Origin of the sequence: Hymenobacter sp. 5516J-16 (assembly GCF_022919335.1) — a bacterium.
Classification (GTDB): Bacteria; Bacteroidota; Bacteroidia; order Cytophagales; family Hymenobacteraceae; genus Hymenobacter; species Hymenobacter sublimis.
Map to the genome: position 1 here is coordinate 2398794 of NZ_CP095058.1, position 24234 is coordinate 2423027.

Sequence of the window (24234 nt, forward strand, 5' to 3'; positions counted from 1 at the left end):
CCGAAAAACTTGCCGCTTGAGTAGAAGTAAGCCTAGTGGATGGCTGCGTTATCAGGCTTAGCTCACCTAGTAGTAAGGAGCAGTAATACCGAAACGGACGCTACTTACAAGAATACTACCTCCGTAATAATATCTTCTCCTACCTCGGCATTCAGGTTCTCTAGAACTCGGGTTTTGGCCATGATGAGTTCGTGCTTGAGCGGGGCGGAAGTAAGGCGCACAAAAAGCTTGTGGTTACTAACGTAAACCTCCTGAGTTTTCATGGCAATGGCTTTGCCCATAACTCGCTCCCAACTGGCAACTACCGTCACTTCATTCAGCTTTCCTTGCAGCCGGTAGGCGCGCAGCAAAGCCGTAATGCCATCCTTCAAAGGAACGATGTCAGACTTGCGGGAATTTTCGGATGGGAAAGGTTTTTTGAAGGCCATTGTGTTACTTAACGCGCGAAGAAGCAGCTTGTTGTTGCTTCCTCAAAGGTACTGCGGCCCTGCTGCTAAAGCGGCGTGACAGTACCAGATTCAACCCGGAATCGGCGGATATCGTCGGAGAGGGTCGCCAGCACCCGGTCAGTTCTCTCCAGATGGGTATCGGTCAAGAAGATCTGCCCGAAGGTGTGATTAGCAACCAACTGCATAAGCCGGGTAATGCGCTTTTCATCGAGACGGTCAAAAATGTCATCGAGCAGCAATAAGGGCTTATGGTGTTTGTGCTGGGCCAGCACCTCAAACTGAGCTAGCTTTAAAGCAATAGCAAATGACTTTTGTTGGCCTTGCGAGCCGTAGCCTTTCACTGCCAACCCATCCATCAGGAACGTCACATCGTCGCGGTGAGGACCCGCGCTGGTCCGCTGCAGGGAAAGGTCCTTGCGCTCATTTAACCGGAGTAACTTCAAAAAATCTGTATCGGGTAGCTCACTTTTATACGCTAGGGTTACTTGCTCACGAGCATCGGCCAGCTGCTCATAGTGGCGCTGAAAAACCGGCTCGAACTCAGCTAAGAATTCTTGTCGCCGTTTCACCAATTGTTCTCCAATGGGCGCCAATTGTTCATCTAGCACCAGAAGATAGTCCCGGTCGTAACCAGCTTGCCGGTCAGCGGCCAACTTAAGCAAGGAGTTGCGCTGCTTGAGCAAGTGGCTATAGCGAATCAAGTTCTCTAGGTATTCATGGTCGAGCTGAGAGATGAGGCTGTCGAAGTACTTGCGGCGCTCCTCGCTACCCTGCCTAATCAGGTCGGTATCGTAAGGAGAAATCAGCACAACCGGGTAGCGCCCAATGTGGTCCGAGATTCGTTCGTAGGGCTGCTTGTCGTGGGTTAAGGTTTTCTTCTGACCCTGGCGCAAGCTGCACTGGATAGTTTCGGGCTTCTCAGCTGGCTCCGTCCGAAACCGGCCTTTCACCACAAAGAACTCCGCCCCCTGCTTGATGCTCTGGGCATCAGAGGTAGTAAAAGCGCTTTTAGTCAGGGAGAGGTAGTGGATGGCATCCAGCAGATTCGTCTTGCCACTTCCGTTGTCACCCACAAAACAGTTGATGTGGGGCGAGAGGCCTAAGTTGGCTTCTTCATAGTTTTTGAAGAACAGTAAGTGGAGGCTTTCGAGTATCATGCGTAGGGTTCGGAATTGCAATCCTTTTACGTACTTTCGCATCCCAAACGCGAACAACCGAAAGCAAGATGGCGGAGACGAAAGTAAAGGCTGCCCCAAGGCTTCCAATTCGACGAACAAATCGTCGGCCCCGAAAGCTGCCCCAAGGGCAAGGCTGCTACCGATACGGTAAAGCAGCCCGATCCGGTGTTGCCCCCCGCAAATAGCGAGGCCGCAGCAGCTACCGGCGCTCCTAAAGCAACTACTCCGGCCCAGCCGGAATTTCCGAAGGAGACCTATCTGCAGTGGTATGAGCAAATGCAGCTCATGCGCAAGTTTGAAGAGAAAGCCGGCCAGCTCTACGGTCAGCAAAAGATCAAAGGTTTCTGTCACCTCTATATCGGACAGGAAGCGTGCGTAGCCGGAGCCGTGTCGGCCCTAACCAAGGACGACAAGTGGATTACCGCCTACCGTGACCACGCCCACCCACTGGCCCTGGGCACCTCGCCCAACGCCATCATGGCCGAGTTGTTTGCCAAGGCTACCGGCTGCTCCAAAGGCAAAGGTGGTTCCATGCACATCTTCGACAAGGAAGTAAACTTCATTGGCGGCCACGGCATCGTGGGTGGCCAGGTTCCGTTGGGAGCTGGTATTGCCTTTGCCGAGAAGTACAACAAGACGGGTAACCTCTGCATCTGTTACATGGGCGACGGTGCCGTTCGCCAAGGAGCATTGCACGAAGCCTTCAACATGGCCATGCTCTGGAAGCTGCCTGTCATCTTCGTGGTAGAAAACAACGGCTACGCCATGGGTACCTCGGTGCAGCGTACCTCCAACGTGACGGAGCTGTACACCCTGGGCGAAAGTTACGACATGCCCTCCGAGCCGGTGAATGCCATGAATGTAGAGGACGTGCACAACGCCGTAGCCCGCGCTGCCGAGCGTGCCCGCGCTGGCGAAGGCCCCACCTTCCTCGAGTTCAAAACCTACCGCTACAAGGGCCACTCCATGAGTGACCCCGCCAAGTACCGCACCAAGGAAGAGTTGGAAGACTACCGCTCCCGCGACTCCATCGAAGCCGTTCGTCATACCATCCTGACCCATAACATGGCCACGGAGGAAGACTTGACCGCCATCGATGAAAAAATCAAGGCGCAGGTGCAGGAGTCAGTGGAGTTTGCGGAAAGCTCGCCCTATCCTACGGCCGATGAGCTGTACAAGGATGTGTACGTGCAGCAGGACTACCCTTACATCCGCGACTAGTAGCGCGGGAGTTTATCAGGCTCTAACAAGGCCGCCTTTTTGAGTAACGCTCATGTCAAAGATTCCTTTCACAGGTAAAAGCCAACAGGCTCGCCAGCCGCAACCGCAGCGCGTCGTGTCCTCGGATCCGCTGCAACCAGCGGAAGCATACAACCCGGAGCACCCACTGTTAGAAGACCCCGATGCTCTGGCCGTTCGTTTGGCCGAATCAGAAGACTTCCTGCGCCGCAACAAAAACGTATTGCTGGGCCTGCTGGCTTTGGTAGTGCTGGCCGTGGCTGGTGGCTTCGGTTACTACCTGTGGCGGGGTTCCCAGGACACCAAAGGACAGGCCGCCCTGTTCCAAGCGGTGAATTACTGGGAAGCTGACTCTTTGCAGAAAGCCATGAAAGGTGACGGCAAGAACCTCGGCTTGGAGCGGGTAGCCTCAGAGTACAGCGGTACGGCTGCTGGCAACCTGGCTAACTTCTACGCTGGGGTTGCTGCCTTGAAGCAAGGCCAGTACAAGCAGGCCATCGACTACCTCGAAGATTTCAGCTCGGATGACTATCTGGTGCAGGCCCGGGCTTACTCCCTGCTGGGTGACGCGCACTTGGAATTGAACCAGGCCAAGGAAGCCGCTGACTTTTACAACAAGGCAGCCAACCACAATGCCAATGAGCAGTTCTCGCCGGGCTACCTACTAAAGGAAGCTACGGCCCGTGAACTGGCCAAGGACAATGCCGGTGCGGTTGCCGCCTACGACAAAATTCTGACGGACTACCCTACTGCAGCCGAAGCAAGTGAGGCTAAGCAATACAAGGCCCGCGCTGAGGCATTGGCTGGTAAATAGCTATAGTTATTAAGCGTAATAAAAAAGGACGGGCTAGCCCGTCCTTTTTGTTTTCGGTGGGTAGCAATGCTTCCAGTCAACCCAAGAGCGTTGAAGAGGGTAGGCGTCGTACCTTTGTTACCATTCGTCTTTTACCTCAACCGCACTCCTGGCCCATGGCTACCTCCCTAAAAAACCTGAGCGACTACACCTCCGATAATTTTATTGACATTTCCGAAAAGCGCTTCGGGCTGGTAGTAGCCGAATGGAACCGGGAAATCACTGATACCTTGGCCCGCGGTGCTTACGATACGCTGATCAAGCACGGAGCCAAACCCGAGAATATTTTCCGCAACACTGTGCCGGGTAGCTTCGAGCTGACCCTGGGCGCCCAGTTGCTGGCCCAGCACGAAGAAATTGACGCCGTAATTTGCCTGGGGGTAGTTATCAAGGGCGAGACCAAGCACGACGACTACATCTGCCACGCCGTAGCCAGCGGCATCACCAACGTAGGCCTGAAGTTCAACAAGCCCGTCATCTTCGGCTTGGTAACTACCAACACGCTGGAGCAGGCCTGGGACCGGGCCGGGGGCAGCACGGCAACAAAGGAGTGGAGGGAGCAGTAGCGGCCATTCACATGCTCGGCTTCTAGCCATCGCCAACCGCCAAGCTTACAAGACGGCGGATAAAGGGAACGTGGGCAACCAGTATGGTAGCATGCTGATTAGCGGACAAAACCGTAGCTTTGCGCCCGAATATGCTTGGTCATCGGGATGCTTCCGGGGCAGGCAGGAAGGCCAAGCAATTGCCGCTACGCGAGAAGGTAAACTTATTCGTACGGGCGGCTGTTGGGGCGTAACTGCTAGTCTGTGGCTCCTGCAACGGCCAATCTAGCTACACATCATTCTTACTAACCTCTCCCTGCACCAACATGAGTGAAGAACCCCTACGCTATTCCAGGGAAGAACTGGCGGAGTTTGAGCAAATCATCCAGGATAAGCTCACCGCGGCTCGCAAGGAAGTGGCGTTCATCAAGGAAACCCTGAGCCGTAAAAACGACACGGGCACCGACAACACGGCTTCTTCATCGAAGGTGCTGGAGGACGGGGCTGATACGGCTGAGAAAGAAAGCCTGAACCAACTGGCTTCGCGCCAGATGAAGTTCATTCAGCAACTCGAGAATGCGCTGATCCGCATCAAGAATGGCACCTATGGGGTCTGCATTGGTACCGGCAAGCTAATTCCTAAGGAACGCCTGCGCGCCGTGCCGCACACGCAGCATTCCATTGAAGCCAAAATGGCTCGCCGCGACTAACCCCGCCGCCCGCCTACCCGTTGCCCGGACTTGTGACCGGCATCCGTTAACGCGGAGCTGAGTTGCTGGTCCGGGCACTGTTTTCAGAGGCCAGTGGTTATTGGCTTCCTGCATACTCAACCTGATTTTTTACTGTACCGTAGCGATACGGCACGCACGCTTCTTCCATATGGGCAAGAAACACTTCTCCGGCGATACGCCCGGCCGCCGTGGCCGCTCCACTGGCCGCCCGACCGGCAACTCCAACGGCCCTGAGGGCTTCCGCAAATTTTCTCAGCCTGGCCGCAACCGCGACGACCGAAGTGCCGGTGATACCCCCCGTTTTGGGGGCGGGACGAGGCGCGCGGTTCCGACCGCCCTTCCTTCGGCCGGCCGGCTGAGGGTAGCTTCACAGGACCCAAAAAGTTTGGAACCAGCAATGCCGGTGGTCCGAAGAAATTTGGAAATAGCGGTGGCTTCAACCGCGGCGGCGAAGGCCGGCCCGGCGGATTTGGGCAGCGCAATGGCAACCGTGACTTTGGCGGCAACAACCGTCGCTTCGAAGGTGACAACCGCCGGCCCGGTGGCTTTGGGGGCGAGGAGCGCCGGGACGAGCGTCCGGTGCGGCCCTTCGAGCCCAAGAAATCCTGGGGTGGCCAGCCGTACAGCCAGGAAGGTAAACCCACGGTGCCCCGCGGCCTGCCCGGTGAGCGGAACCGTCGGTTTGTAAAGCTGAATCCCAACGAACAAGACCAACCCCGGCCCGAGAACTTCCGGCCAAGGGAATCTCGCCCCGACGCGGACCGCGGCACTGGCTTTGGTGGTGAGCGGGAAGTACGGGCGGCCCGGCCCTTCGACTACCGCGGCCGGCCCGAAGACCTACCCGCTGACCGCAGCGAGAGCAGAGAGAACCGCAGTGGCAATGACCGCCGCAGTGAGCGGCCCGCCCGCCGCGACAACGACTTTGGTAGCGACCGGCCCGCTCGTCGGGAAGGTGGCTTTGGTGGTGGCAGCTTCGGTGAGAAGCGCACGGCCCGCCCCGGCAGCTTCAACGGCGACAAGCGCGAAGGCCGTTCCTTTGGCGCCGAACGCTCGGAAGGCTTCCGCCAGCCGCGCGAGGAGCGCCCCAAGCGGGCTCACGACGAGTTCGTTGGACGTGGCGCGCAAACCCCAAACCCCAACCAAGCCGGCAAGCGCAAGTTTGGGGAAGTAGAAGGCCAGGCGCCGGATTATAAGAACCTGAAGTTTTACGAAGAGGATAAATCTCGGGGCAACAAGCGCCGGCGGGAGGAAGATGACTTGGGGGCGGATGAGGTGCGGTTGAACCGCTACATCGCCAACGCCGGCATCTGCTCGCGCCGCGAAGCTGACTCCCTGATTGCCGCTGGTGAAATCAAAGTTAACGGGCAAGTAGTTACCGAAATGGGCTACAAAGTACAGCCCTCCGACACGGTACAGTACGGCAAAACCAACCTGAACCGTGAGAAGCTGGTGTATGTGCTGCTGAACAAACCCAAGGACTACATCACGACGACGGATGACCCAGAGGGTCGCCGCACCGTGATGGAGTTGGTAAAAGGTGCCTCTAAGGAGCGGGTGTTCCCAGTGGGCCGCCTCGACCGGAACACCACGGGCCTGCTGCTCTTCACCAACGATGGGGAAGTAGCTCAGAAACTCTCGCACCCTTCCCACCGCAACAAAAAAATCTACCAAGTGGAGCTGGACAAGCCCCTAACGGAAGAGCACCTGCGGCAGATTGCGGAAGGCCTGGAGCTGGAAGACGGCAAAGCCGAGGTAGATGACGTAGCTGTAGTGGCTGGCAACCCGCACTTCGTGGGCGTGGAAATCCACATTGGTCGCAACCGCATTGTACGCCGCATCTTTGAACACTTGGGCTACGACGTAGTAACCTTGGACCGAGTGCAGTACGCTGGTCTGACGAAGAAGGACCTGCCCGCGGCAAGTGGCGCTTCCTCAACGAGAAGGAAGTAATTCGTCTCAAGTATTTCATGTAAGCACGCAACCGTCAGCCTGGCTGCCGGCTCCTAGTGGTGAAGTGAATGATGGTGAACTGGTGAGTTAGATGGTGTAGTGGCCTAGCCCGCGCTACTGGCGCAATCTGCGCCGCTGAAACGTCAACCATTACCAGTTCACCATTGCACTAGCTCACCATCTTATTCTTATCTGTTCAGTGCGCACGCTTTCCCTTGATATTGGCAACACGGCGGTTAAATACGGCTGCTTTGAAGCTGATATATTGGTGGAATCGGCTACGGGGCAGAACCCTGATCAGGTCCGAGCGGCTGTGGCTCGGCTGCGTCCAGAACACGCGGTAGTCGCTTCCGTGGCGGAGCCTACGGCGCAGTGGGCCGCTGAACTCCGGGCGCTGGTGACGGGTAAGGTGCTGGAATTTGTGCCGGCTACTACCACCCTACCCATTCGCAACGGGTATGCCACTCCACACACGCTGGGTGCCGACCGTTTGGCAGCGGCCGTGGGAGCGGCCTGGTTGCTACCGGGTCGGAATGTGGTGATAGTGGATGCGGGCACGGCTATTAAGTGCGACCTAGTAGAAGGCGGGCATACCTTTCGGGGGGTAGCATTGCTCCGGGAATGGCTATGCGCTTTCAGGCCCTGCATACGTTTACCGGCCGCCTGCCGTTGGTAGCCAACCTACCCGAGGCCACGGCCACCGTTCCCCTGACCGGAGTTGACACGGAGTCGGCTATCCGGAGTGGGGTAGTGAATGGGGCGGTGGCGGAAGTACAGGGGTTGCTGGCCGAATACGCCGCGCAGTTTCCGCAGCTGGCCGTAGTATTGGCCGGTGGGGATGCCGCTTTTTTCCGCACCCGGTTGAAAGGGCCTATCTTTGTTGTTCCGGAGCTCGTGCTGATTGGGCTCCACCGAATTTTAGTACACCATGTCTCAACCTAACTTCACCGGCCTGGCCGGTGGTCTTTCGCTGCTGGGCTTGCTGGTGGCTGCGCCGGCCGTATTGGGCCAGGGCCTCGGTAACTCGCCTTACTCGCGCCTGGGCCTGGGCGACGCCAGCCTGAACGCGGGCGGGGTGCGGCAAATGGGCATGGGCGGCATTGGAGTAGCGGCTCCCAACAGCATAAACGTCAACGAGATTAATCCGGCGCTGCTGTACTACACGGCCCGGACAACCTTCGAGGCTGGCTACACCGGGCAGTTCAAAACGCTGCGCAACACGGTTAGCCGACAGCGCACGGGTTCCGCTAACCTGGGCTACCTGGCCTTGGCCGTGCCCATCAACCGGCGCTGGGCCGGGCCATTGGCCTGAAGCCCTACAGCACAGTTGACTACGAATCAACGACCCTCGATAACAGCGTCGTTGGCGACCTCACGGCTCAGGTAGAAAAGCAGTACAAGGGCAGTGGCGGGCTGGCCGAGGCTTACATGAGCCACGGCGTGCGGCTGGCAACTGGTCTGACGGCCGGTGTGTCGGTTGGTTACGTCTTCGGCAGCATTGATCAGGAGGCCGGTACCCGCATTGGCACCGCAACCATTCCGGTGGAGCTGTCCAGCAAGGACATCTATCAGCAGCATATTTATTATTCTGACTTCACGTTTCGGGCCGGGCTGCACTACCGGGGCAAGTTTACCGACAAGCTGAACTACAACATTGGTGGTACCCACAGCTTCCGGTCGAACCTGAACGGAGACCGGAGCCTAAGCCTGATCCGGCAAGACTTTCAGGGAATTCAGTCCTCCACCACGGCCATCGAGACGGATGCTCCCGGCAAAGCTCAGGTGCCCGCCCTCAGCCAGGTTGGCATCAGCCTCGACAACAACCGGAGCTGGAGTGCCAGCCTGGAAGGTACTCGCCAAGAATGGTCTCAGTTCCGGGCCTTTGACGAGCAGGGCGGCTCCTCGGGCATTCCGCTCAGCGACACCTACCGCGTAGCTCTGGGCGGGGAGCTTACTCCCGATGCCGCGTCCGTCGACAGCTACTTCAAGCGGGTAACGTACCGGGCCGGCCTGAGCCTAGCGCAAATGCCCTACCGGCCGGGTGGCAAAGCTCTCTACGACCGTTCCGTTAGCTGGGGCTTTGCCTTCCCCTTGCCTACTGCTACCCCTCTGGATGCCACGACCATCAGCCTGGCGTTCATGTACGGACAGCGGGGCAACACCGACGTGCGGCAACTCGCCGATGGCTCCTTGGAGCGTAACGTAAAGGAAGACTACGTGCGGATGCAGTTGGGCGTAACGCTCAATAACCGCTGGTTTATCAAGCGTCGTATCGAATAAGGCTGCCATGAAGCTGGGCCATTGTCGTTCTCTACTGATGGGGCTGCTGCTGGCGGGTACGCTAGTGAGCTGCCGCAAGCAGGCAGATGAGGTAGTTGCTAAGAAAACTACCTACACCGGGCCCATCATGGAAACCGAGAACCTACTCATGATTGTGAGCGACTCGGCCAAGCTGCGCATCCGGCTGACGGCCCCATTGCGGCAAGACTTCGAGAACAGCAACCAACTCTACCCCAAAGGAGTGAAGATTACTTTTCTGGATGAGGACGGCCAAACGGTGGTCAACACCATTGTGGGCAACTACGGGCTGTACGAGAAGAACACGAACCTCTACACCCTGCGCGGCAACGTGCGCGTAACCAACGTGCCCCAGCAGCAGAGCATGAATACGGAGGAAGCTTTTTTCGACCAAACCAAGGCCCTCATCTACACCAAAGAGCAAACGGAAATTCGGGTAACTACCCCCACGGAAGTGCTGACGGGCCGAGGGCTTACAGCCAACCAGGACTTCTCGCGCTACGACATCCTGAATCCCACGGGTATTTTCACTCTCAAAAACGCGCCCGCAGCCGCTCCGGCCGCTACCCGCTAAGTACCGCATGAAACGCTTCTGGGACCCTGGCATCAGCCGCACCATTTTACTCGTCCTGGCCGTTATGACCTTTGTCATTGCCGTCTACCAAACGCTGGTAGTGGGCAACATGGAGGGCCTGTACCAGAACTACTGGCTGTTCATGCTTTCCTTCGGGTTGGTAATTGGGCTGCGCTACCTGCGCCAGCGCGACAAAGTTGCGGCCGCCGAAGCTGAGGCAGCGCGCAAAACGGCTGAGGCCGCCACCCGAAAGCCCGCCAAAAAGCAACCGAAAAATAAGCGCTAGGTGCCAAGTCCTGCCGTAGCTGCCTAGTAGTGAGCTGCCCTGAAAGTAAGGTGTCGGCTGGGCAGTATTAATCAATCAGAAAAGCCTTTTCCTGTGATTTACGGGAGGGCTTTTTTGCTTTTTATGGCCTTCTGACTTTCACCACCAGGTTATCTAACTGACCTAGGGGACTTTCATTATCTATTGACCATCTTTTTTGGTTATTTTGCACCTCATTCCACTTTTCTACCTGCGCTTTTTTCAAGTAAATGGCATTAATTAACACGATTCGAGAAAAATCGGGCTGGGCAGTCGGGGCCATCATCATCGGCCTGCTGCTCTTCATGCTGGGGGGCGACTTCCTGTATGGCCGCAGCAGCATCTTCGGTAAGAATGATCTGACGGTCGGCGAAATAGCCGGTGAGAAGGTGGAGTACGACCAGTTCAATGCCACGCTGGAGCAGGCCAAGCAGGCCTTCATTCAGCAACAGCAGCGCCAGCCCGACGAGCAAGCCATGGGCTACCTGCGCGACCAGGCCTGGAACCAGACTATTTTCCGCATTGCTTTTCAGCAGGAGTTCGATAAGCTGGGGCTGAAAGTGTCGGATGAAGAACTCACCGACATGGTGCAGGGCAACAACGTGCACCCCAGCATCCGGCAGGCCTTCACCGATCCGGCTACTGGCCAGTTCGACCGCACCAAGGTGATTGAGTACTTGCGCAACCTCGACAAGCTGCCGCCCCAGGCGCAGGATGCGTTCCGCAACTTCGAAGCCAACTTGGGCCCGGAGCGCATGGCTGCCAAGTATAACAACTTACTGAAGCTGAGCACTTACGTAACCTCGGCCGAAGCCAAGCGTTTCGACCAGGGCCAGAACACGCGTGCTACCGTCCGCTACCTGATGGTACCGTACTTCGCCCTCTCTGATTCAAGCGTGAAAGTAAGCGACGAGCAGCTGCAGGCTTATCTCGACAAGAACAAAGGCCGCTACAAGGTAGAAGATGGCCGCACCATTGAGTACGTTTCGATTCCGGTAACGGCCTCCGCCGAAGACAGCGCTACCGTGCGCAAGACCGTGGACGAGCTGGCTACCCAGTTTGCTTCGGCTCCGGTTGACTCCGCTTTCGTGAAGCTGAATTCCGACCAGCCCACCAGCCCTGCCTTCCTCTCGCCGGCCGATATGCCCGAGAAGCTGCGCGCCCAACTGCCCCTGCAAGTAGGTAAAGTGTACGGTCCTTACGCCGAAAACGGCACCTACTCGCTCTATAAAGTATCGGGTCAGAAAGCCGGTGCCCAGGCCGCGGCCCGCGCCAGCCACATTCTCATCAAGCCCGAGGGCACCACGCCCGAGGCCGATGCCGCGGCCAAAGCCAAGGCCACGGAAGTGCTGAACAAGATCAAAGCCGGCGCTGACTTTGCCGCCATGGCGCGCCAGTACGGCACCGACGGCACCACCGCTACCGGCGGCGACCTGGGCTGGTTCCAGCAGGGCCGCATGGTGCCTGAGTTTGAGAAGGCCGTATTCGGGGCTACCTCCGCTGGTTTACTACCCGCCCCGGTAAAGACCTCGTTTGGCTACCACATCATCAACATCACGGCTCCGAAAACCACGCAAACCTACCAGGTTGCTACGGTGCAGAAGAGCATCCAGCCCACCGACGTTACCCGCGACGCTGCCTACCAGAAGGCTCAGGCCCTGAAAGGCGAAGCCACCAGCCTGGAAACGTTCCGCACGGCTGTAGCCAAGGATAAGAGCCTACAGAAAGTGGAAGCCAAGGGCCTCGGCCGCGGCGACCAGGCCGTAAACAACCTCCAGGGCGCCCGCCAGTTGGTGCGCTGGGCCTACGGTGTAAACCCCGAGGGTGAGCCTACCCAAGTAGGTGACGTATCGGAGGTGTTTGAAATCGGTGACCAGTACGTTATTGCCGTCCTGACCGGCGAGCGGACCAAAGGCACCGCCGACGTAGCCAGCGTGAAGCCGGAAATTACGGCCTTGGTGCGCAACGAGTTGAAAGCCGAGCAAATCATGAAGAAGCTGAACGCCTCGAAAGGCACGCTGGAGCAGATTGCCCAGGCCTACGGCAACGGCGCCCAAGTGAAAACGGCGGAAGGAGTAGTACTGGGCCAGGGCCTGATTCCTGGCCTCGGCAACGAGCCCGTAGCCGTGGGTAAAGCCTTCGGCCTGAAGCCCGGTCAGAAGTCGGCTCCCTTTGCCGGAGAGCAGGGCGTCCTGATTGTGGAGCCAGTGAGCGTACAGCCCGCCCCGGCTGCTACCGACGTGAAAGCGGTACGCCAGCAACTGACGGCCCAGCGCACGGCCCGCACCGATGGCCTCACCTACGAAGCCATCAAGCAGCACGCCAACATCAAGGACAACCGCACGAAATTCTTCTAAGCCGCGCGCTGTCTAGCACAAGCAAAAGGGCCGTACCTTAGGGTGCGGCCCTTTTGCTTTTCATGGTGAACTAGGGATTCAGTAAATGAGTGATTGAGTGAGGTAGTAGCACGTCATCGGGAGGCGGCAGCCGAAGGCCCTTGTCACGTCAGCACGACCTCGTCACAACGATTCGCTCCAGCGAGAAAGAGTCCTTCCCTTGTCAGGATGAGGTGCTTTCTTCCCACCTCAATCACCCATTTACTATTTCACTGTTTCACCGTTTTACTATCCGGCACTCCCGGGCTGTTCTTTTCGTTATAGCGCTTATGAAGAAGTCGTTGCGTTCGGGTTTAAGAAAAAGTACGCTGGCGGGGCTATTGCTGCTGGCTGGGCCAGCCGTAGCTCAACAAGCGGAAGACAATGCGGTGCAGCTGGCTCGCGAGTATGAGCGCACGGGGAGCACGAAAAAGCCGCCTATCTGTTTGGCCGCCTGCGTACCGAGGAGCAGACCTCGCCGAATATCCTGCCCGACTACCTGGCCGCCCTCCAGGCCCTGAAGCGCGACAAAGACGCCGAAAAGCTGGTGAAGCGGGCTCAACGGCAGCGCCCCGACGACCTTACCCTGGGCGTGACGCTGGGCCAGGTATACGCCAAGTCCGGCGACCAGCCCGCGGCCCAGAAGCAGTGGGAGCGGGTCGTAAGTCAGCTGACTAGTGCACAGGTAGCCCCCGTAGCGACGGAATTCCAGAAAGCAGCCCTACCTGATTGGGCCGCCCGCGTGTACTTACGAGGGCGGGAGCTAGCGAAAAACGAAACGGAATTTGCGCCCCAGCTAATTCAGCTCTACACCCAAAGCGGCCAAACCGATAAACTGATGGGCGAAACCCTGCGTCTGGTGCAGGATAATGAGCAGCAGCTACCCTTCGTGCGCAACATGCTCCAGAACAGCCTGCAGGACGATAAAGACTTCGCGGCCCTGGAAAAGGAGCTGCTGAGCATGGTTCAGAAAAACCCGGAGCGAGGCGTGTATAGTGAGCTGCTACTGTGGCTGCAGGTGCAGCGCCGCGACTTTACCGGTGCCCTGGTGCAAGCCAAGGCCCTGGACCGCCGCGGCCGTACCGATGGGCAGCGGGTGCTGGAAGTGGCCGAAATTGCCCGCCGCAACAAGGATTACGAAAGCGCCATTCAGGGCTACGACTACGTGGTGCGGGAGTACCGGGGCCGGCCCTACTACGCCCTGGCCCGGCAGCGCCTCGTGCAAACCCGTGAGGACCAAGTGCGCACTACCTACCCCGTAAACGTAGCCCAGCTGCGCAGCTTACTCCAAGACTACCAGCAGGTACTACAGGACCTGGGGCGCACCCCAGAAACGGCGCCGGTGCTGCGCAGCATGGCTTCCCTGCTGGCCTTCCAGCTCGATGAAAAAGAAAGTGCCATCAAACTCCTGAATGAGGTAATTGGAATGCCTCGTGCCAGCCTCGACGTAGTAGATCAGGCGAAGATTGACCTAGCGGATATCTTCCTGCTGCGGGCTGAGCCCTGGGAAGCTACCCTACTGTATTCACAGGTAGAGAAGTCCCACAAAGATACCCCACTGGGCTACGATGCCAAGCTGCGCAACGCGCGCCTGAGCTATTTCGCCGGCGACTTTAAGCTGGCGCAAAGTCACCTGGACATTCTCAAGCAAGCTACCAGCCGCGAAATTGCCAACGATGCCATGCAGCTCAGCCTGCTCATCACCGACAATACGGCCACGGATACTGCTGGCCTGGCCCTGCGCGACTACGCGGTAGTGGAGCAGCTTGTATTCCAGAACAAGATTCCGGAGGCGCTACGGGGCCTCGACGGCCTACTTCATAAATACCCCGGCCACGCCCTGCAGGATGAAGCCTGGCTCCTGAAAGCCCAGCTACTGCGCCGCACCGGCGACTATAATGGGGCCCTTACGGCCTTGGAAAGCATTACAGCTAACCCCAAGTATGACGTGCTCAGTGATGATGCCCTATTCCTAGCCGCCAGCATTCAGGAGGAGAACCTGCGCGATGTAAGCAAGGCTCAGCAGCTCTACAACCAAGTGCTAGTAAAATACCCCGGTAGCATTTACGTAGCCGAAGCGCGCAAGCGGTTCCGCAAGCTTCGAGGTGATGTAGTTAATTGAGCTTGCTTGAAAAAGCCTGCGTGTCATTCCGAGGGAGCGAAAAATCTGAGTTAGCCTCTTATAGGCAAGCTGGATTCTCTCGCTCCCCTCGGAATGACGCATGTATGGGCCGTTTTAGAGCAATCAAGGCAGGTAGTTTGATTGCTTCACACATTGAAATATAAAAGATATGTAAAGCAAGGGTTTTGGGGTAAGAACCAAAGTTTGATGCTTTATATATAGTGTGCGTTAATAAAAGGTAAAGCAAGGTAAATGGCTACACTGTAAGTAGTCGTTTGAGGGGTGTTTCTGGTGGTTGCCCGTGAAGACCGACCAATAAAATGATAGTATCTGAACGTTTGCGGGTTATGCAGCTGGGTGGCTTCCGGGCGGTATGGTAGGCCCGGAAATATTAGCCCCCGCTGGGCCATGGGGGCAGCAGGAGGCGCCATTTTTCTTTGTACTTTTGAAGATATAGCCCCCGGTGGCCCTGGCATAAGTATGGAAAAACGATGGATTCGCAAGCCCGCGCCCGACGCTGAAAAAGTCCGGCATTTGGCCGACGCCCTGCGCGTCAACGAGGCTATCATTTCTCTGCTGTGCCAGCGCCACGTCTGCAGCTTCGAGGAGGCCCGCGCGTACTTTCGCCCCAGTCTGGATTCCTTGCCCGACCCCTTGCTCATGCGGGACATGGACCGCGCCGTGGAGCGCCTGGTGCAGGCCCTGCACTTGGGCCAGCGGGTACTGGTGTTTGGCGACTATGACGTGGATGGGACAACCTCCGTGGCCCTAGTGTACAGCTACCTGCGGCAATACTTCGGGCCTGAGCGGGTGGACTACTACATTCCAGACCGCTACAAGGAAGGCTACGGGGTGTCGGAGGCGGGCATCGATTTTGCGGCTAATTTTGGCTACGAGCTGATTATTGCCCTCGACTGCGGGGTGAAGGCCGTGGACAAAATCGCCTACGCCAACCAGCGTGGTATTGACTTTATCATCTGTGACCACCACTTGCCCGGTACTGAACTGCCGGCGGCCGTGGCTGTGCTGGACCCCAAGCGTGCCGACTGCGCCTACCCTTCAAAGAACTGTCGGGTGTGGGGTAGGCTTTAAGCTGATGCAGGCCTTTACCCAGCACCAGGGCTGGCCTGAGGATGACCTGTACGAGCTGCTGGACCTAGTAGCCGTTAGTATTGCCGCTGATATCGTGCCCATTTACGGTGAAAACCGCACGCTAGCGTATCACGGTCTGCGTCTCATCAATGACCGGCAGCGCCCCCAGCGCCCGGGCCTGGACGCGCTACGGGAACTGGCAGGACTACAGACAGCCGAGCTTAACATCAGCAGCCTGGTATTTGGCTTTGCGCCGCGCATCAATGCCGCCGGCCGCATGGGTGATGCCAAGCGCTCCGTGGCCATGCTCCTGGCCCAGAGCACCGACGAAGCCAAGGAAAAAGCCGGAGTCGTCGACAAGACCAACCAGGAGCGCCGCGGCTTCGATACCAGTATTACCAAGGAGGCTCTGGAAATGATTGAGCAGGATGCGTTGCTGCGCACGGCCAGCTCCACCGTCCTCTTCAAGCAAGATTGGCACAAGGGCGTAGTAGGCATTGTGGCCTCGCGCTGCCTCGATAAGTACTACCGGCCCACCATCATTCTCACCGAAAGCAACGGCAAGGCTACTGGCTCAGCCCGCTCCGTGGTGGGGTTTGACGTACACCAAGCCATTGAGGAATGCGCCGAGCTGCTGGACCAATTTGGGGGGCACATGTACGCCGCCGGCCTCACGCTGCCCGTAGAGAACGTGCCCGCTTTCCGCGAAAAGTTTGAGCGCATTGTGGCCGGCCGCATTCTACCGGAGCAACTGATTCCGCCCGTGGAAATTGACCATGTGCTGCAGCTCACGGATATTACGCCATCCTTTTTCCGACTGCTAAGCCAGATGGAGCCTTTCGGCCCCGGCAACCCTAACCCGGTATTTGCCTCCGAAAAGGTGTACGCTACCCCGATTCGGCACGTATTGTGGGTAACTCCCACCTGAAACTCACCCTTACCCAAGATGGCCGCCACGCTGTAGACGCCATTGGATTCGGCCTCGGCGAGTACCACGAACAAATCCGGCAGGGCCAGCCATTTAGCGTCTGCTATACCGTGGAAATGAACGAGTTCCGAGGCGCGAAAAACCTGCAGCTGCGGATAAAGGATATTCGCTGGGAGTAGTAGGTTGAGCAGGAAGGATGGCTTCGGCTCAGCCTCGCCATGACACAGCTACCTCACTCATTCACTGCTTCACCTTCCACACCCAGACTATTAGCACGAGTTGCAGGGGTAGGCGCAGCCACAACGCCCATAGCGGTACAGCCAGCCCAGCGCCGTGAGTTTGTAGCATGTACACATTGGCCGGAAACACCGCTACCAGCAGCAGCACTAAGCCCCAGCCGGCTAGGCGGCGGGTGGCAGGTAGCAATAACCCAAGTCCGCCGGCTATTTCTGCGGCCCCGCTTAGGTACACCAGTAGGAGGGGAGCGGGTAGGTAGGGCGGCACAATGCGCATGAACGGGCCGGGGGAGAGAAAGTGCAAAACGCCAGCCCCGAAGAAAAGCAACGCCAGCACGTAGCGGCTATAGTGTTTGAGGTAGCGCATGAGAGCAGGTTTCCGGGTTTGACGCGGGCAGGGGTAGAAGGCAGGCGGCGCCCCGAGTGTTGCCAACGTAAGCTGCGCGGCGTGGTAAGCGACATTACCTCCCCTACCGGCGTGGCCGCGAAATTACGCCTGAACCGCAATGCGTACCTTCGTGCGGGCGTTAGTCGCCTTCCATCCTGATGTATCTGCCATGAAAACGATTTATCTGGCGCTCGGACTCGGTCTGGTCACTCTTAGCCGAGCCGCTGCCCAGCAGCCCATTGGTTATCAAATTAATCTCGACCTCCAGAACGTTCAGAACGACCGGGTGCGGGTCGTAATCAACACGCCCGCTATTAAGGAGCAGCAGGCTACCTACGTCATCCCGTCGGTAGTGCCGGGCTCGTACTCCAAGAAGGATTACGGCCGCTTCGTAACCGATTTTAAGGCCTTCGACAAGCAAGGCAAGCGCTTGAAGACACGCAACAGCGGCCCCAACCTGTTCCTAATTGACGACGCCAAAAAGCTAGCCCGCCTGGAATACCTCGTGGACGATACCTGGGATGCTAAACAGGACGACTCGTTCATTTTCCAGCCCGGCGGCACCAACATCGAGGCTGGCCGCAACTTCACCATCAACCACTACGGCTTCTACGGCTACCTTGAAGGCTACAAAATGGAGCCCTACCAGGTGAGCGTCCTGAAACCCGCAGCTCTCTACGGGGCCACTGCCCTTGATGTGCGACGCGAATCGGCTACCAAGGACGTGTTTACGGCCCCCAACTATGTAACCCTGGCCGACGGCCCATCCTGTACGCCAAGCCCGATACGGCCAGTTTCAGCACCGGCGGGGCGCGCATCTCGGTGGCGGTACTTTCGGAAACGGGCGTGGTAAAGGCCGCAGAAGTCAGCCAGATGCTGCGGCCCATGTCGGAGGCCCTCACCAAGTTCTTCGGTAAAATGCCCGTACCGAAGTACCAGTTTCTGTTCTATTTTCCGGGCCTGAACTCCCCGCTAAACAGTAAAAATGGCGGCTACGGGGCCATGGAGCACAGCTACTCCTCCCTGTACTTCTTGCCCGAAATGCCCGACCCGGACCGCCTGCGCAGCATGGTGCTGGAGGTGGCCTCGCACGAGTTCTTGCACATGCTGGCCCCGCTCAACATCCACAGCCGCGAAATAGGGGAGTTTGACTTCCGTGACCCCAAAATGTCGCAGCACCTGTGGCTGTATGAGGGCGTTACGGAGTACGTTTCGCAGCTGGTGCAGGTGCGTGGCGGCCTGATTACCCCCGTGGAGTTTCGGGAACGAATGAAAACCAAAATTGACAACGCCAGCAAGTTCGAGAATGTGTCGTTCACGGAAATGAGCCGCCGGATTCTGGAGGCTCCTTACAAGGATATGTACCCGAACGTGTACGAAAAAGGGGCCCTGCTTGGGCTGCTGCTCGATATTCGCATTCGGGAGCTGAGCCAGGGCCGCCAAACCCTACGCGACGTGCTACTGGCCTTGCGCGAGAAGTACGGCCCTACCCGCTCCTTCGAAGACAACCAGCTTATTCCTGAAATCGTGGCCCTGACCAGCCCCGAGCTTCGGCCTTTCTTCGACCGCTATGTGGTAGGCAAGGAACCGCTACCCCTGGCCGAATACTTCGGTAAAATCGGGTGGGTGTACGCGCCGGTGGGCCAGACCCGCGTGAAAGCCTTTGGCAACCTAGGCTTCGGTTACGACCAGGGCAAAGACCAGTTCCGGGCCGTGAAAACCAAGGCCGACGAAAACGCTTTCGGGCTGAAAGAAGGCGACGTGATTGTGGCCGTGAACGGACAGGCCGTGACCATGCAGAACGCCGAGAAGCTGCTGCGCCCCTGGTGGAGCCCAAAACCGCCGACCCCGTGCGCGTGAAGTTCCGCGACGGCGCCACCGGCCCCGAACAAGAGCGCCAGGCTACCCTCGTGAGTTTGAGGTAGAAGTAAAGAACCTGGTAGAGGCCGTGCCAACCCCAACTCCCGCCCAGCAGGCCTTGCAAGATGCCCTGCTAAAGGGGTAGGGCCACAAGCGCCTACCTGCCTCCAGCCTGTAGCCAATACTTGCCACCCTGCGTACCTTTATCCCATGATTCTGCGAGCTGAACACCTGGTCAAGAAATACAAGTCGCGCACGGTGGTGAACGACATGTCGCTGCACGTGGAGCAGGGCGAGATTGTGGGGCTGCTGGGCCCGAACGGGGCCGGCAAAACTACCTCCTTCTACATGACGGTAGGCATGGTGAAGCCCGATGCTGGCCGCGTGTTCCTGGATGAGCAGGAGATTACCAAAATGCCCATTTACCAGCGGGCGCGGCTGGGGGTAGGCTACCTGGCCCAGGAGGCCTCCGTTTTTCGGGATTTGAGCGTGGAGGAAAACGTGCTGTCGGTGCTGGAAATGACCAACATGCCCAAGCAGGCCCAGCGCGACAAAGTGGAGGAACTGCTCAATGAATTCAGCCTCACCCACGTGCGTAAAAATCTGGGCCGGGTGCTGAGCGGGGGCGAGCGGCGCCGCACCGAAATTGCCCGCGCCCTAGCCGTGGACCCTAAGTTTGTGCTCCTGGATGAGCCTTTCGCCGGTGTTGACCCCATTGCCACCGAGGAAATTCAGAGCATTGTGGCCCGGCTCAAGCACAAGAACATCGGCATCCTCATCACCGACCACGACGTTAACTCAACGTTGGCCATCGTGGACCGCGCCTACCTACTCTTCGAAGGCAAGCTGTTGAAAGCCGGCACCGCGGAGGAGCTGGCCGAAGATGAAATGGTGCGTCGCGTGTACCTGGGCAAGAACTTCGAGCTGAAGCGTAAGATTTAACCGGCGAAGCAGGTAATAACCCTGCTACTTTCACCGCCAGAAAGGGCGAGGCCGTGCCTCGCCCTTTTTCGGTTCCGCTGGTTCCGCCACAGATTTCGTGGCAGTCTGGTAACTTTCCGGGGCGTGCAAGGGTAGAGACAAGCCCTTTCCCACAAGTACCGTATGTTTTTACCTATTCTCCCGCTGTGATTAGTACCGTTCTGACCTGGGCCGTTCAACGACGCCTGGCCCAAGTGGAGCACATCCGCCAGTACCCCCACGAGGTGCAGCAGCAGGTGTTGCGGGAGTTGCTGCACACGGCGCGCGCTACTGAATGGGGCCGGCGCTACGGCTTTGGGGAAGGGCTGACGGCCCGGGAGTTTGCCCAGCGCGTACCCATTAGCAGCTACGAAGAGCTGTACCCGGAAATTGAGCGGGTGCTGCGTGGTGAGGCCAACGTGCTCTGGCCCGGGGTAGTGCAGTGGTTTGCCAAGAGCAGCGGCACCACCAACGCCCGCAGCAAGTACATTCCCGTCACCCGCGAGTCGTTGCAGGAGGGCCACTACCGCGCCGGCCGCGACATGACAGCCCTAGCTACGCTTTACTACCCCGAGGTGAATATTTTGGGCGGCAAAACCCTTTCGCTCGGTGGTACTCACGGCCCCAATCCGTTCCGCTCGTCGGAGGCTGGCTCGCGGGTAGGCGACGTCTCGGCCGTTATCATGCAGAACCTGCCGGCCTGGGCGGAGTTCGTGCGCACGCCGCCCTGGAGCTGGCTTTGCTAGATGAGTGGGAGGAAAAGATTGAGCGTATTGCCCGCCACGTACTGCACGCTGACGTGCGCGTGCTGGCCGGTGTGCCCACTTGGATGATTGTGCTGCTGCGCCGCGTGACGGAAATGGCCAGTGCCAGTTCCATTCTGGAGGTGTGGCCAAAGCTAGGACTGTTTCTGCACGGAGCGGTAGCGTTTGGGCCCTACCGGGAGCTATTCCGGCAGCTAATTCCGAGCCCGCAGATGCACTATCTGGAAATCTATAACGCTTCCGAAGGCTACCTAGCCCTCCAAGACGAGCCCAACTCCGAAGACTTGCTGCTATTACTCAACCACGGCATTTACTACGAGTTTCTACCCCCGGATCAGTGGGAAGCAGAGAAGCCCCAAGCCATTGGCCTAGATGCCGTGGAACTAGGCAAAACCTACGCCCTCATCATTAGTACCAATGCGGGCTTGTGGCGCTATAAAATCGGCGACACAGTGCGCTTTACCAGCCTGGCACCCTACCGCATCCGAATTTCCGGCCGAACCAAGCACTTTCTGAATGCCTTTGGGGAAGAAGTAGTAGTAGAAAACGCCGATGCCGCCATTGCCGCCGCCTGCCAGGCCACCGGCACCACAGTCCGCGACTATACGGCCGCGCCCATCTACTTTTCCTCGCAGGATGGCGCTTCCCGCGGCAGTCACCAATGGCTAGTGGAGTTTACTCAGCCCCCAGCCGATGTCGCGCAGTTTGTGCAGGTGCTCGACCACACCCTGCGCCAGCTTAACTCCGACTACGACGCCAAGCGCCACCGCAACCTTGCGCTAACCCCCCCGAACTGACCGTGGCCCCCGCGGGCACGTTTGAGCGGTGGCTAGCGGGTAGGGGCAAACTGGGCGGCCAGCACAAAGTGCCGCGGCTAAGCAATTCCCGAGAGCTGCTGGACGAAATTCTTGATCAACTAAAAAAATAGTTTATATTCGGAAGTCATCATTTTTCCCTTCCGATGTACTTCCGCAAGCGAATAGCTGCCTACCTGTTACTCCATAGCGTGAGGTGGTTCGCACCACTTGGGCTGCTGGTAGCCGGCTTCGGGGTCAGTTCCTGCACCAGTCTGCGCCACGGCCCAGTAGGGTTTTGGTCACGTAACCGCTATGATAGGGGCGGGGAGCAGCGGCACGGGCCCTGGCGGGAGTATTTCGACAATGAGGAAAAGCACTTGGCCAACCGAGGACGCTACCGGCACGGCCTTCCAGTGGGCCTGTGGCGCAATTACAACCCTAGCGGCCAGCTAGAGCACACGGAACGGTTTTACCGGCTTCCCTACGGGCTTGTTACGCTGGCTTACTACCACCCCAACGGGAGGCTCGCTAAGCGTGGGCGGGCCCGCTACCGTGCTGAACCCACAGGAGCCCACTTTTTCTGGTTTGGCCAATGGCAGCGCTTCACCCCAGATGGGCAGCCCCTGCCGTCGGAATGGTATCAGGATGGCAAGCAGATAGCACCGCCAGTTGGGCAGCCGTATCCCGGAACTACAACAAAATTGCCTTAAGCCAGAATTATCCAACACGGGCATTGCCGCGCCGTGTTGCCGTAGGGAGTAGCTTCGTCGGATTTCGGGTATAAGTGCTTCTGTTAGCTGGTTATGCAGCTGCTAATCTCGACTGTTTACCGGGCGCACGAAACAGATGGTCGAGTACTCCAGAATTTTTACAGGGGTAGCTATAGATTCGTTTATCAATTCTGTCCTAAACTTTCACTATCCCTAATGTCGGCCATTACTTCTTCTACGCACCGCTCGGGCAAAAGCCGTCGTCGTCGCAGCTTGAAAAAAGATGATACCGTATCCGTACGGAAAATGCGCGTTACTGCCGGCTTCCTGGGGCTGCTGGTTCTCGCGTTGCTGGCTAGTCTGGGCGTCATTGCCGCTACTGCCAGCCAATAACGTATTGCTCAGACAAACTAAACACGCCCCCTGACCGAAGGTGACTTCCGGTCAGGGGGCGTACTTATAGGTAGGAAAACGGCTTACTCGTCTAGAACGCCCCCTACCAGCCTGCCGAATACACCGCCACTTTCTTTTTGCCCGTTGCCACCGGTAGGGGACAATGCCTGAATCAGTTTCTTGACGGGCATGGATTGTAGCCACACGCGGCCCGTACCGCGCAGGGTGGCCAGCAGCAAACCTTCTCCGCCAAATATCATTGATTTGAGCCCCCGGCCTGGGCGATGCTAAAATCAATGCCGGGCTCAAAAGCCACTACGCACCCCGTGTCAACGCGCAGCAGCTCGTTGTTAAGGCGCTTTTCAATGATGGTGCCCCCGGCGTGAATGAAGGCTTTGCCGTCGCCGGTAAGCTTTTGCAGAATAAAGCCTTCCCCACCAAAAAAGCCCGCGCCCAGCTTCTGGTTAAAGTGAATGTTCATCTTTGTGCCCCGGGCCGCGGCCAGAAACCCATCTTTCTGCACAATCAGACCTTGGGGTAGTTCGCCCAAATCAATGGGAATAATGGTACCAGGGTAGGGCGCCGAAAAAGCCACGTGAGCCTTGCCGTAGCCGCCCGGTGGGTGAAATGCGTCATGAATAACGATTCGCCGGTAATCAGACGGGTACCGGCCGAGAATAGCTTGCCCATGAAGCCCTGCTCAGGCTCCGAGCCGTCGCCCATTTTGGTTTCGAAAGCAATGGCCTCGCTCATGTACACCATGGCTCCTGCTTCCGCAATGACCGTTTCGTTGGGGTCAAGCTCAACTTCAAGCACCTGAATATCAGTGCCTAGTATTTTGTAGTCAACGTCGTGGGAGCGCATAGGAACGAAACGAAAGGTGAGGTGAAATACTGCCCAAGTATAGCAAAACGCGAATTAACACCGCTCTGTAGCCGTCCTTACCAGATAGACAACAGGTCCTACCTTCAGCAATGCGTACTTGCATTACTAGGGTAGGACCTGTTGTCTATCTGGCAAGGGCCAGCTTACTCGTCTTCTGATTCTTTGCTTAACTCCTCTTCGGGGTCGGCTTCAGCTTTAGGGCCTTTCTTTTTGGCTTCCTTGCTCGTGCGACGCATGAAGTCCTCATCCGATTCTTCGGGCTCCTGGGCTCCCTCTTCCAGCGGGAAATCATCCTCTTCCTCCTCTTTCTCGCCAAACTGCCCGTCGCGGTTCACGAGTTTCTTGTCGCGCACGTGGCGGTTCAAGAACTGGTTAATGTCCTCGATAGAGTAGTTAGAGGTGATTTCGCCCAGGGGATTCACCTTGATTTCAAAGCCTTCCAATTCCTTATGGACGCGGGCTTTCTTCTCCGGGTCGGCTTTTTTCTTTTTCGGGCTAACGGGTTTCTTGGCCATAATGCGGGCAGCTAAAGTCAGTTCAACGACAGGCCGCCAGCGCAGGCAGGCAACCCTGAGCCCTGTAGTACGGCCCCACCCCGGCGTC

Annotated in this window: 22 protein-coding genes and 4 pseudogenes; 21 read left to right on the forward strand and 5 right to left on the reverse strand. The window is 57.8% G+C overall.

Going from position 1 to position 24234, the window contains the following annotated elements; all coding sequences use genetic code 11:
- Positions 1 to 104 precede the first annotated feature (104 nt).
- Together MUN84_RS11890 and recF are read right to left on the reverse strand one after the other, a co-directional pair.
- Positions 105 to 428: a DUF721 domain-containing protein gene (locus tag MUN84_RS11890; protein ID WP_244694299.1), complete on the reverse strand. Its 324-nt coding sequence runs from the start codon at positions 426 to 428 to the stop codon at positions 105 to 107.
- 65 nt (positions 429 to 493) lie between these two features.
- The gene (gene recF / locus MUN84_RS11895; RefSeq protein ID WP_244694300.1) at positions 494 to 1606 is read right to left on the reverse strand and encodes a DNA replication/repair protein RecF; all 1113 of its coding nucleotides are present in this window, start codon (positions 1604 to 1606) and stop codon (positions 494 to 496) included.
- A 189-nt stretch (positions 1607 to 1795) separates the two neighbouring features.
- Between recF and pdhA the strand changes: the two genes are divergently transcribed.
- The 15 genes and pseudogenes from pdhA to MUN84_RS23820 all read left to right on the forward strand — a co-directional run bounded on the left by pdhA (position 1796) and on the right by MUN84_RS23820 (position 16817).
- Positions 1796 to 2848, forward strand: a complete 1053-nt coding sequence (pdhA, locus tag MUN84_RS11900; protein WP_244698838.1) for a pyruvate dehydrogenase (acetyl-transferring) E1 component subunit alpha — start codon at positions 1796 to 1798, stop codon at positions 2846 to 2848.
- A 115-nt stretch (positions 2849 to 2963) separates the two neighbouring features.
- Positions 2964 to 3680, forward strand: a complete 717-nt coding sequence (locus MUN84_RS11905) for a tetratricopeptide repeat protein (RefSeq protein WP_317238916.1) — start codon at positions 2964 to 2966, stop codon at positions 3678 to 3680.
- A 155-nt stretch (positions 3681 to 3835) separates the two neighbouring features.
- Positions 3836 to 4311: pseudogene (gene ribH / locus MUN84_RS11910) on the forward strand (6,7-dimethyl-8-ribityllumazine synthase).
- 279 nt (positions 4312 to 4590) lie between these two features.
- Positions 4591 to 4974: a TraR/DksA family transcriptional regulator gene (locus tag MUN84_RS11915; RefSeq protein ID WP_188557257.1), complete on the forward strand. Its 384-nt coding sequence runs from the start codon at positions 4591 to 4593 to the stop codon at positions 4972 to 4974.
- A 600-nt stretch (positions 4975 to 5574) separates the two neighbouring features.
- Entirely contained in the window at positions 5575 to 6945 is a 1371-nt protein-coding gene (locus MUN84_RS11920) for a pseudouridine synthase (protein ID WP_244694302.1), read from the forward strand.
- A gap of 268 nt (positions 6946 to 7213) precedes the next feature.
- Positions 7214 to 7887, forward strand: a pseudogene (locus MUN84_RS11925) (type III pantothenate kinase).
- A complete protein-coding gene (locus MUN84_RS11930; RefSeq protein ID WP_244694303.1) occupies positions 7874 to 8257 on the forward strand; it encodes a hypothetical protein in 384 nt (127 codons plus the stop codon). The pseudogene MUN84_RS11925 and the gene MUN84_RS11930 overlap by 14 nt, the downstream one beginning before the upstream one ends.
- Before the next feature lie 116 nt (positions 8258 to 8373).
- The gene (locus MUN84_RS11935) at positions 8374 to 9225 is read left to right on the forward strand and encodes an outer membrane protein transport protein (RefSeq protein WP_244694304.1); all 852 of its coding nucleotides are present in this window, start codon (positions 8374 to 8376) and stop codon (positions 9223 to 9225) included.
- Positions 9226 to 9262: 37 nt separating this feature from the next.
- Positions 9263 to 9817 (forward strand): LPS export ABC transporter periplasmic protein LptC, encoded by a 555-nt coding sequence (gene lptC, locus MUN84_RS11940; protein ID WP_244694305.1) that lies wholly within the window; start codon positions 9263 to 9265, stop codon positions 9815 to 9817.
- Positions 9818 to 9824: 7 nt separating this feature from the next.
- Entirely contained in the window at positions 9825 to 10103 is a 279-nt protein-coding gene (locus MUN84_RS11945; RefSeq protein WP_244694306.1) for a hypothetical protein, read from the forward strand.
- 248 nt (positions 10104 to 10351) lie between these two features.
- Positions 10352 to 12478: a peptidylprolyl isomerase gene (locus MUN84_RS11950; RefSeq protein ID WP_244694307.1), complete on the forward strand. Its 2127-nt coding sequence runs from the start codon at positions 10352 to 10354 to the stop codon at positions 12476 to 12478.
- Between the two features lie 565 nt (positions 12479 to 13043).
- The gene (locus MUN84_RS11955) at positions 13044 to 14618 is read left to right on the forward strand and encodes a tetratricopeptide repeat protein (protein ID WP_244694308.1); all 1575 of its coding nucleotides are present in this window, start codon (positions 13044 to 13046) and stop codon (positions 14616 to 14618) included.
- 480 nt (positions 14619 to 15098) lie between these two features.
- The gene (locus MUN84_RS23810; protein ID WP_317238917.1) at positions 15099 to 15710 is read left to right on the forward strand and encodes a DHH family phosphoesterase; all 612 of its coding nucleotides are present in this window, start codon (positions 15099 to 15101) and stop codon (positions 15708 to 15710) included.
- 4 nt (positions 15711 to 15714) lie between these two features.
- A complete protein-coding gene (locus MUN84_RS23815; protein WP_317238918.1) occupies positions 15715 to 16638 on the forward strand; it encodes a single-stranded-DNA-specific exonuclease RecJ in 924 nt (307 codons plus the stop codon).
- Positions 16620 to 16817, forward strand: coding sequence for a hypothetical protein (locus MUN84_RS23820; protein ID WP_317238919.1), 198 nt, complete (start codon positions 16620 to 16622; stop codon positions 16815 to 16817). The genes MUN84_RS23815 and MUN84_RS23820 overlap by 19 nt, the downstream gene beginning before the upstream one ends.
- A gap of 61 nt (positions 16818 to 16878) precedes the next feature.
- Here MUN84_RS23820 and MUN84_RS11965 read toward each other — a convergent pair whose 3' ends face one another.
- A complete protein-coding gene (locus tag MUN84_RS11965; RefSeq protein ID WP_244694309.1) occupies positions 16879 to 17241 on the reverse strand; it encodes a MauE/DoxX family redox-associated membrane protein in 363 nt (120 codons plus the stop codon).
- A gap of 190 nt (positions 17242 to 17431) precedes the next feature.
- Between MUN84_RS11965 and MUN84_RS11970 the strand changes: the two genes are divergently transcribed.
- The 6 genes and pseudogenes from MUN84_RS11970 to MUN84_RS11995 all read left to right on the forward strand — a co-directional run bounded on the left by MUN84_RS11970 (position 17432) and on the right by MUN84_RS11995 (position 22746).
- On the forward strand, positions 17432 to 18115 hold the full coding sequence (locus MUN84_RS11970; protein WP_244694310.1) for a hypothetical protein: 684 nt from the start codon (positions 17432 to 17434) through the stop codon (positions 18113 to 18115).
- A complete protein-coding gene (locus tag MUN84_RS11975) occupies positions 18085 to 19122 on the forward strand; it encodes a hypothetical protein (RefSeq protein WP_244694311.1) in 1038 nt (345 codons plus the stop codon). Before MUN84_RS11970 ends, MUN84_RS11975 begins: the two co-directional genes overlap by 31 nt.
- Positions 19123 to 19332: 210 nt before the next feature.
- On the forward strand, positions 19333 to 20064 hold the full coding sequence (lptB, locus tag MUN84_RS11980; RefSeq protein WP_244694312.1) for an LPS export ABC transporter ATP-binding protein: 732 nt from the start codon (positions 19333 to 19335) through the stop codon (positions 20062 to 20064).
- Positions 20065 to 20249: 185 nt separating this feature from the next.
- Positions 20250 to 21774: pseudogene (locus tag MUN84_RS11985) on the forward strand (GH3 auxin-responsive promoter family protein).
- A 78-nt stretch (positions 21775 to 21852) separates the two neighbouring features.
- Positions 21853 to 22353 carry a toxin-antitoxin system YwqK family antitoxin gene (locus MUN84_RS11990; RefSeq protein ID WP_244694313.1) on the forward strand — a complete coding sequence of 167 codons (501 nt, stop codon included), beginning with the start codon at positions 21853 to 21855 and terminating at the stop codon, positions 22351 to 22353.
- A 216-nt stretch (positions 22354 to 22569) separates the two neighbouring features.
- The gene (locus MUN84_RS11995) at positions 22570 to 22746 is read left to right on the forward strand and encodes a hypothetical protein (protein WP_244694314.1); all 177 of its coding nucleotides are present in this window, start codon (positions 22570 to 22572) and stop codon (positions 22744 to 22746) included.
- Positions 22747 to 22829: 83 nt separating this feature from the next.
- Here MUN84_RS11995 and MUN84_RS12000 read toward each other — a convergent pair.
- Positions 22830 to 23610: pseudogene (locus tag MUN84_RS12000) on the reverse strand (TIGR00266 family protein).
- A gap of 164 nt (positions 23611 to 23774) precedes the next feature.
- Positions 23775 to 24146: a hypothetical protein gene (locus tag MUN84_RS12005; RefSeq protein ID WP_244694315.1), complete on the reverse strand. Its 372-nt coding sequence runs from the start codon at positions 24144 to 24146 to the stop codon at positions 23775 to 23777.
- Positions 24147 to 24234 lie beyond the last annotated feature (88 nt).

What these genes read in the sequence shown, in the direction of transcription:
- MUN84_RS23815 (WP_317238918.1), top strand. Translation starts at nt 15,715, where the DNA reads ATGCAGGCCTTTACCCAGCACCAGGGCTGGCCTGAGGATGACCTGTAC.
- MUN84_RS11950 (WP_244694307.1), top strand. Translation starts at nt 10,352, where the DNA reads ATGGCATTAATTAACACGATTCGAGAAAAATCGGGCTGGGCAGTCGGG.
- MUN84_RS11970 (WP_244694310.1), top strand. Translation starts at nt 17,432, where the DNA reads ATGAAAACGATTTATCTGGCGCTCGGACTCGGTCTGGTCACTCTTAGC.
- MUN84_RS11995 (WP_244694314.1), top strand. Translation starts at nt 22,570, where the DNA reads ATGTCGGCCATTACTTCTTCTACGCACCGCTCGGGCAAAAGCCGTCGT.
- MUN84_RS11945 (WP_244694306.1), top strand. Translation starts at nt 9,825, where the DNA reads ATGAAACGCTTCTGGGACCCTGGCATCAGCCGCACCATTTTACTCGTC.
- MUN84_RS11890 (WP_244694299.1), bottom strand. Translation starts at nt 428, where the DNA reads ATGGCCTTCAAAAAACCTTTCCCATCCGAAAATTCCCGCAAGTCTGAC.
- MUN84_RS23810 (WP_317238917.1), top strand. Translation starts at nt 15,099, where the DNA reads ATGGAAAAACGATGGATTCGCAAGCCCGCGCCCGACGCTGAAAAAGTC.
- recF (WP_244694300.1), bottom strand. Translation starts at nt 1,606, where the DNA reads ATGATACTCGAAAGCCTCCACTTACTGTTCTTCAAAAACTATGAAGAA.
- lptC (WP_244694305.1), top strand. Translation starts at nt 9,263, where the DNA reads ATGGGGCTGCTGCTGGCGGGTACGCTAGTGAGCTGCCGCAAGCAGGCA.
- MUN84_RS11915 (WP_188557257.1), top strand. Translation starts at nt 4,591, where the DNA reads ATGAGTGAAGAACCCCTACGCTATTCCAGGGAAGAACTGGCGGAGTTT.
- lptB (WP_244694312.1), top strand. Translation starts at nt 19,333, where the DNA reads ATGATTCTGCGAGCTGAACACCTGGTCAAGAAATACAAGTCGCGCACG.
- MUN84_RS11930 (WP_244694303.1), top strand. Translation starts at nt 7,874, where the DNA reads ATGTCTCAACCTAACTTCACCGGCCTGGCCGGTGGTCTTTCGCTGCTG.
- MUN84_RS12005 (WP_244694315.1), bottom strand. Translation starts at nt 24,146, where the DNA reads ATGGCCAAGAAACCCGTTAGCCCGAAAAAGAAAAAAGCCGACCCGGAG.
- MUN84_RS11935 (WP_244694304.1), top strand. Translation starts at nt 8,374, where the DNA reads ATGAGCCACGGCGTGCGGCTGGCAACTGGTCTGACGGCCGGTGTGTCG.
- MUN84_RS11965 (WP_244694309.1), bottom strand. Translation starts at nt 17,241, where the DNA reads ATGCGCTACCTCAAACACTATAGCCGCTACGTGCTGGCGTTGCTTTTC.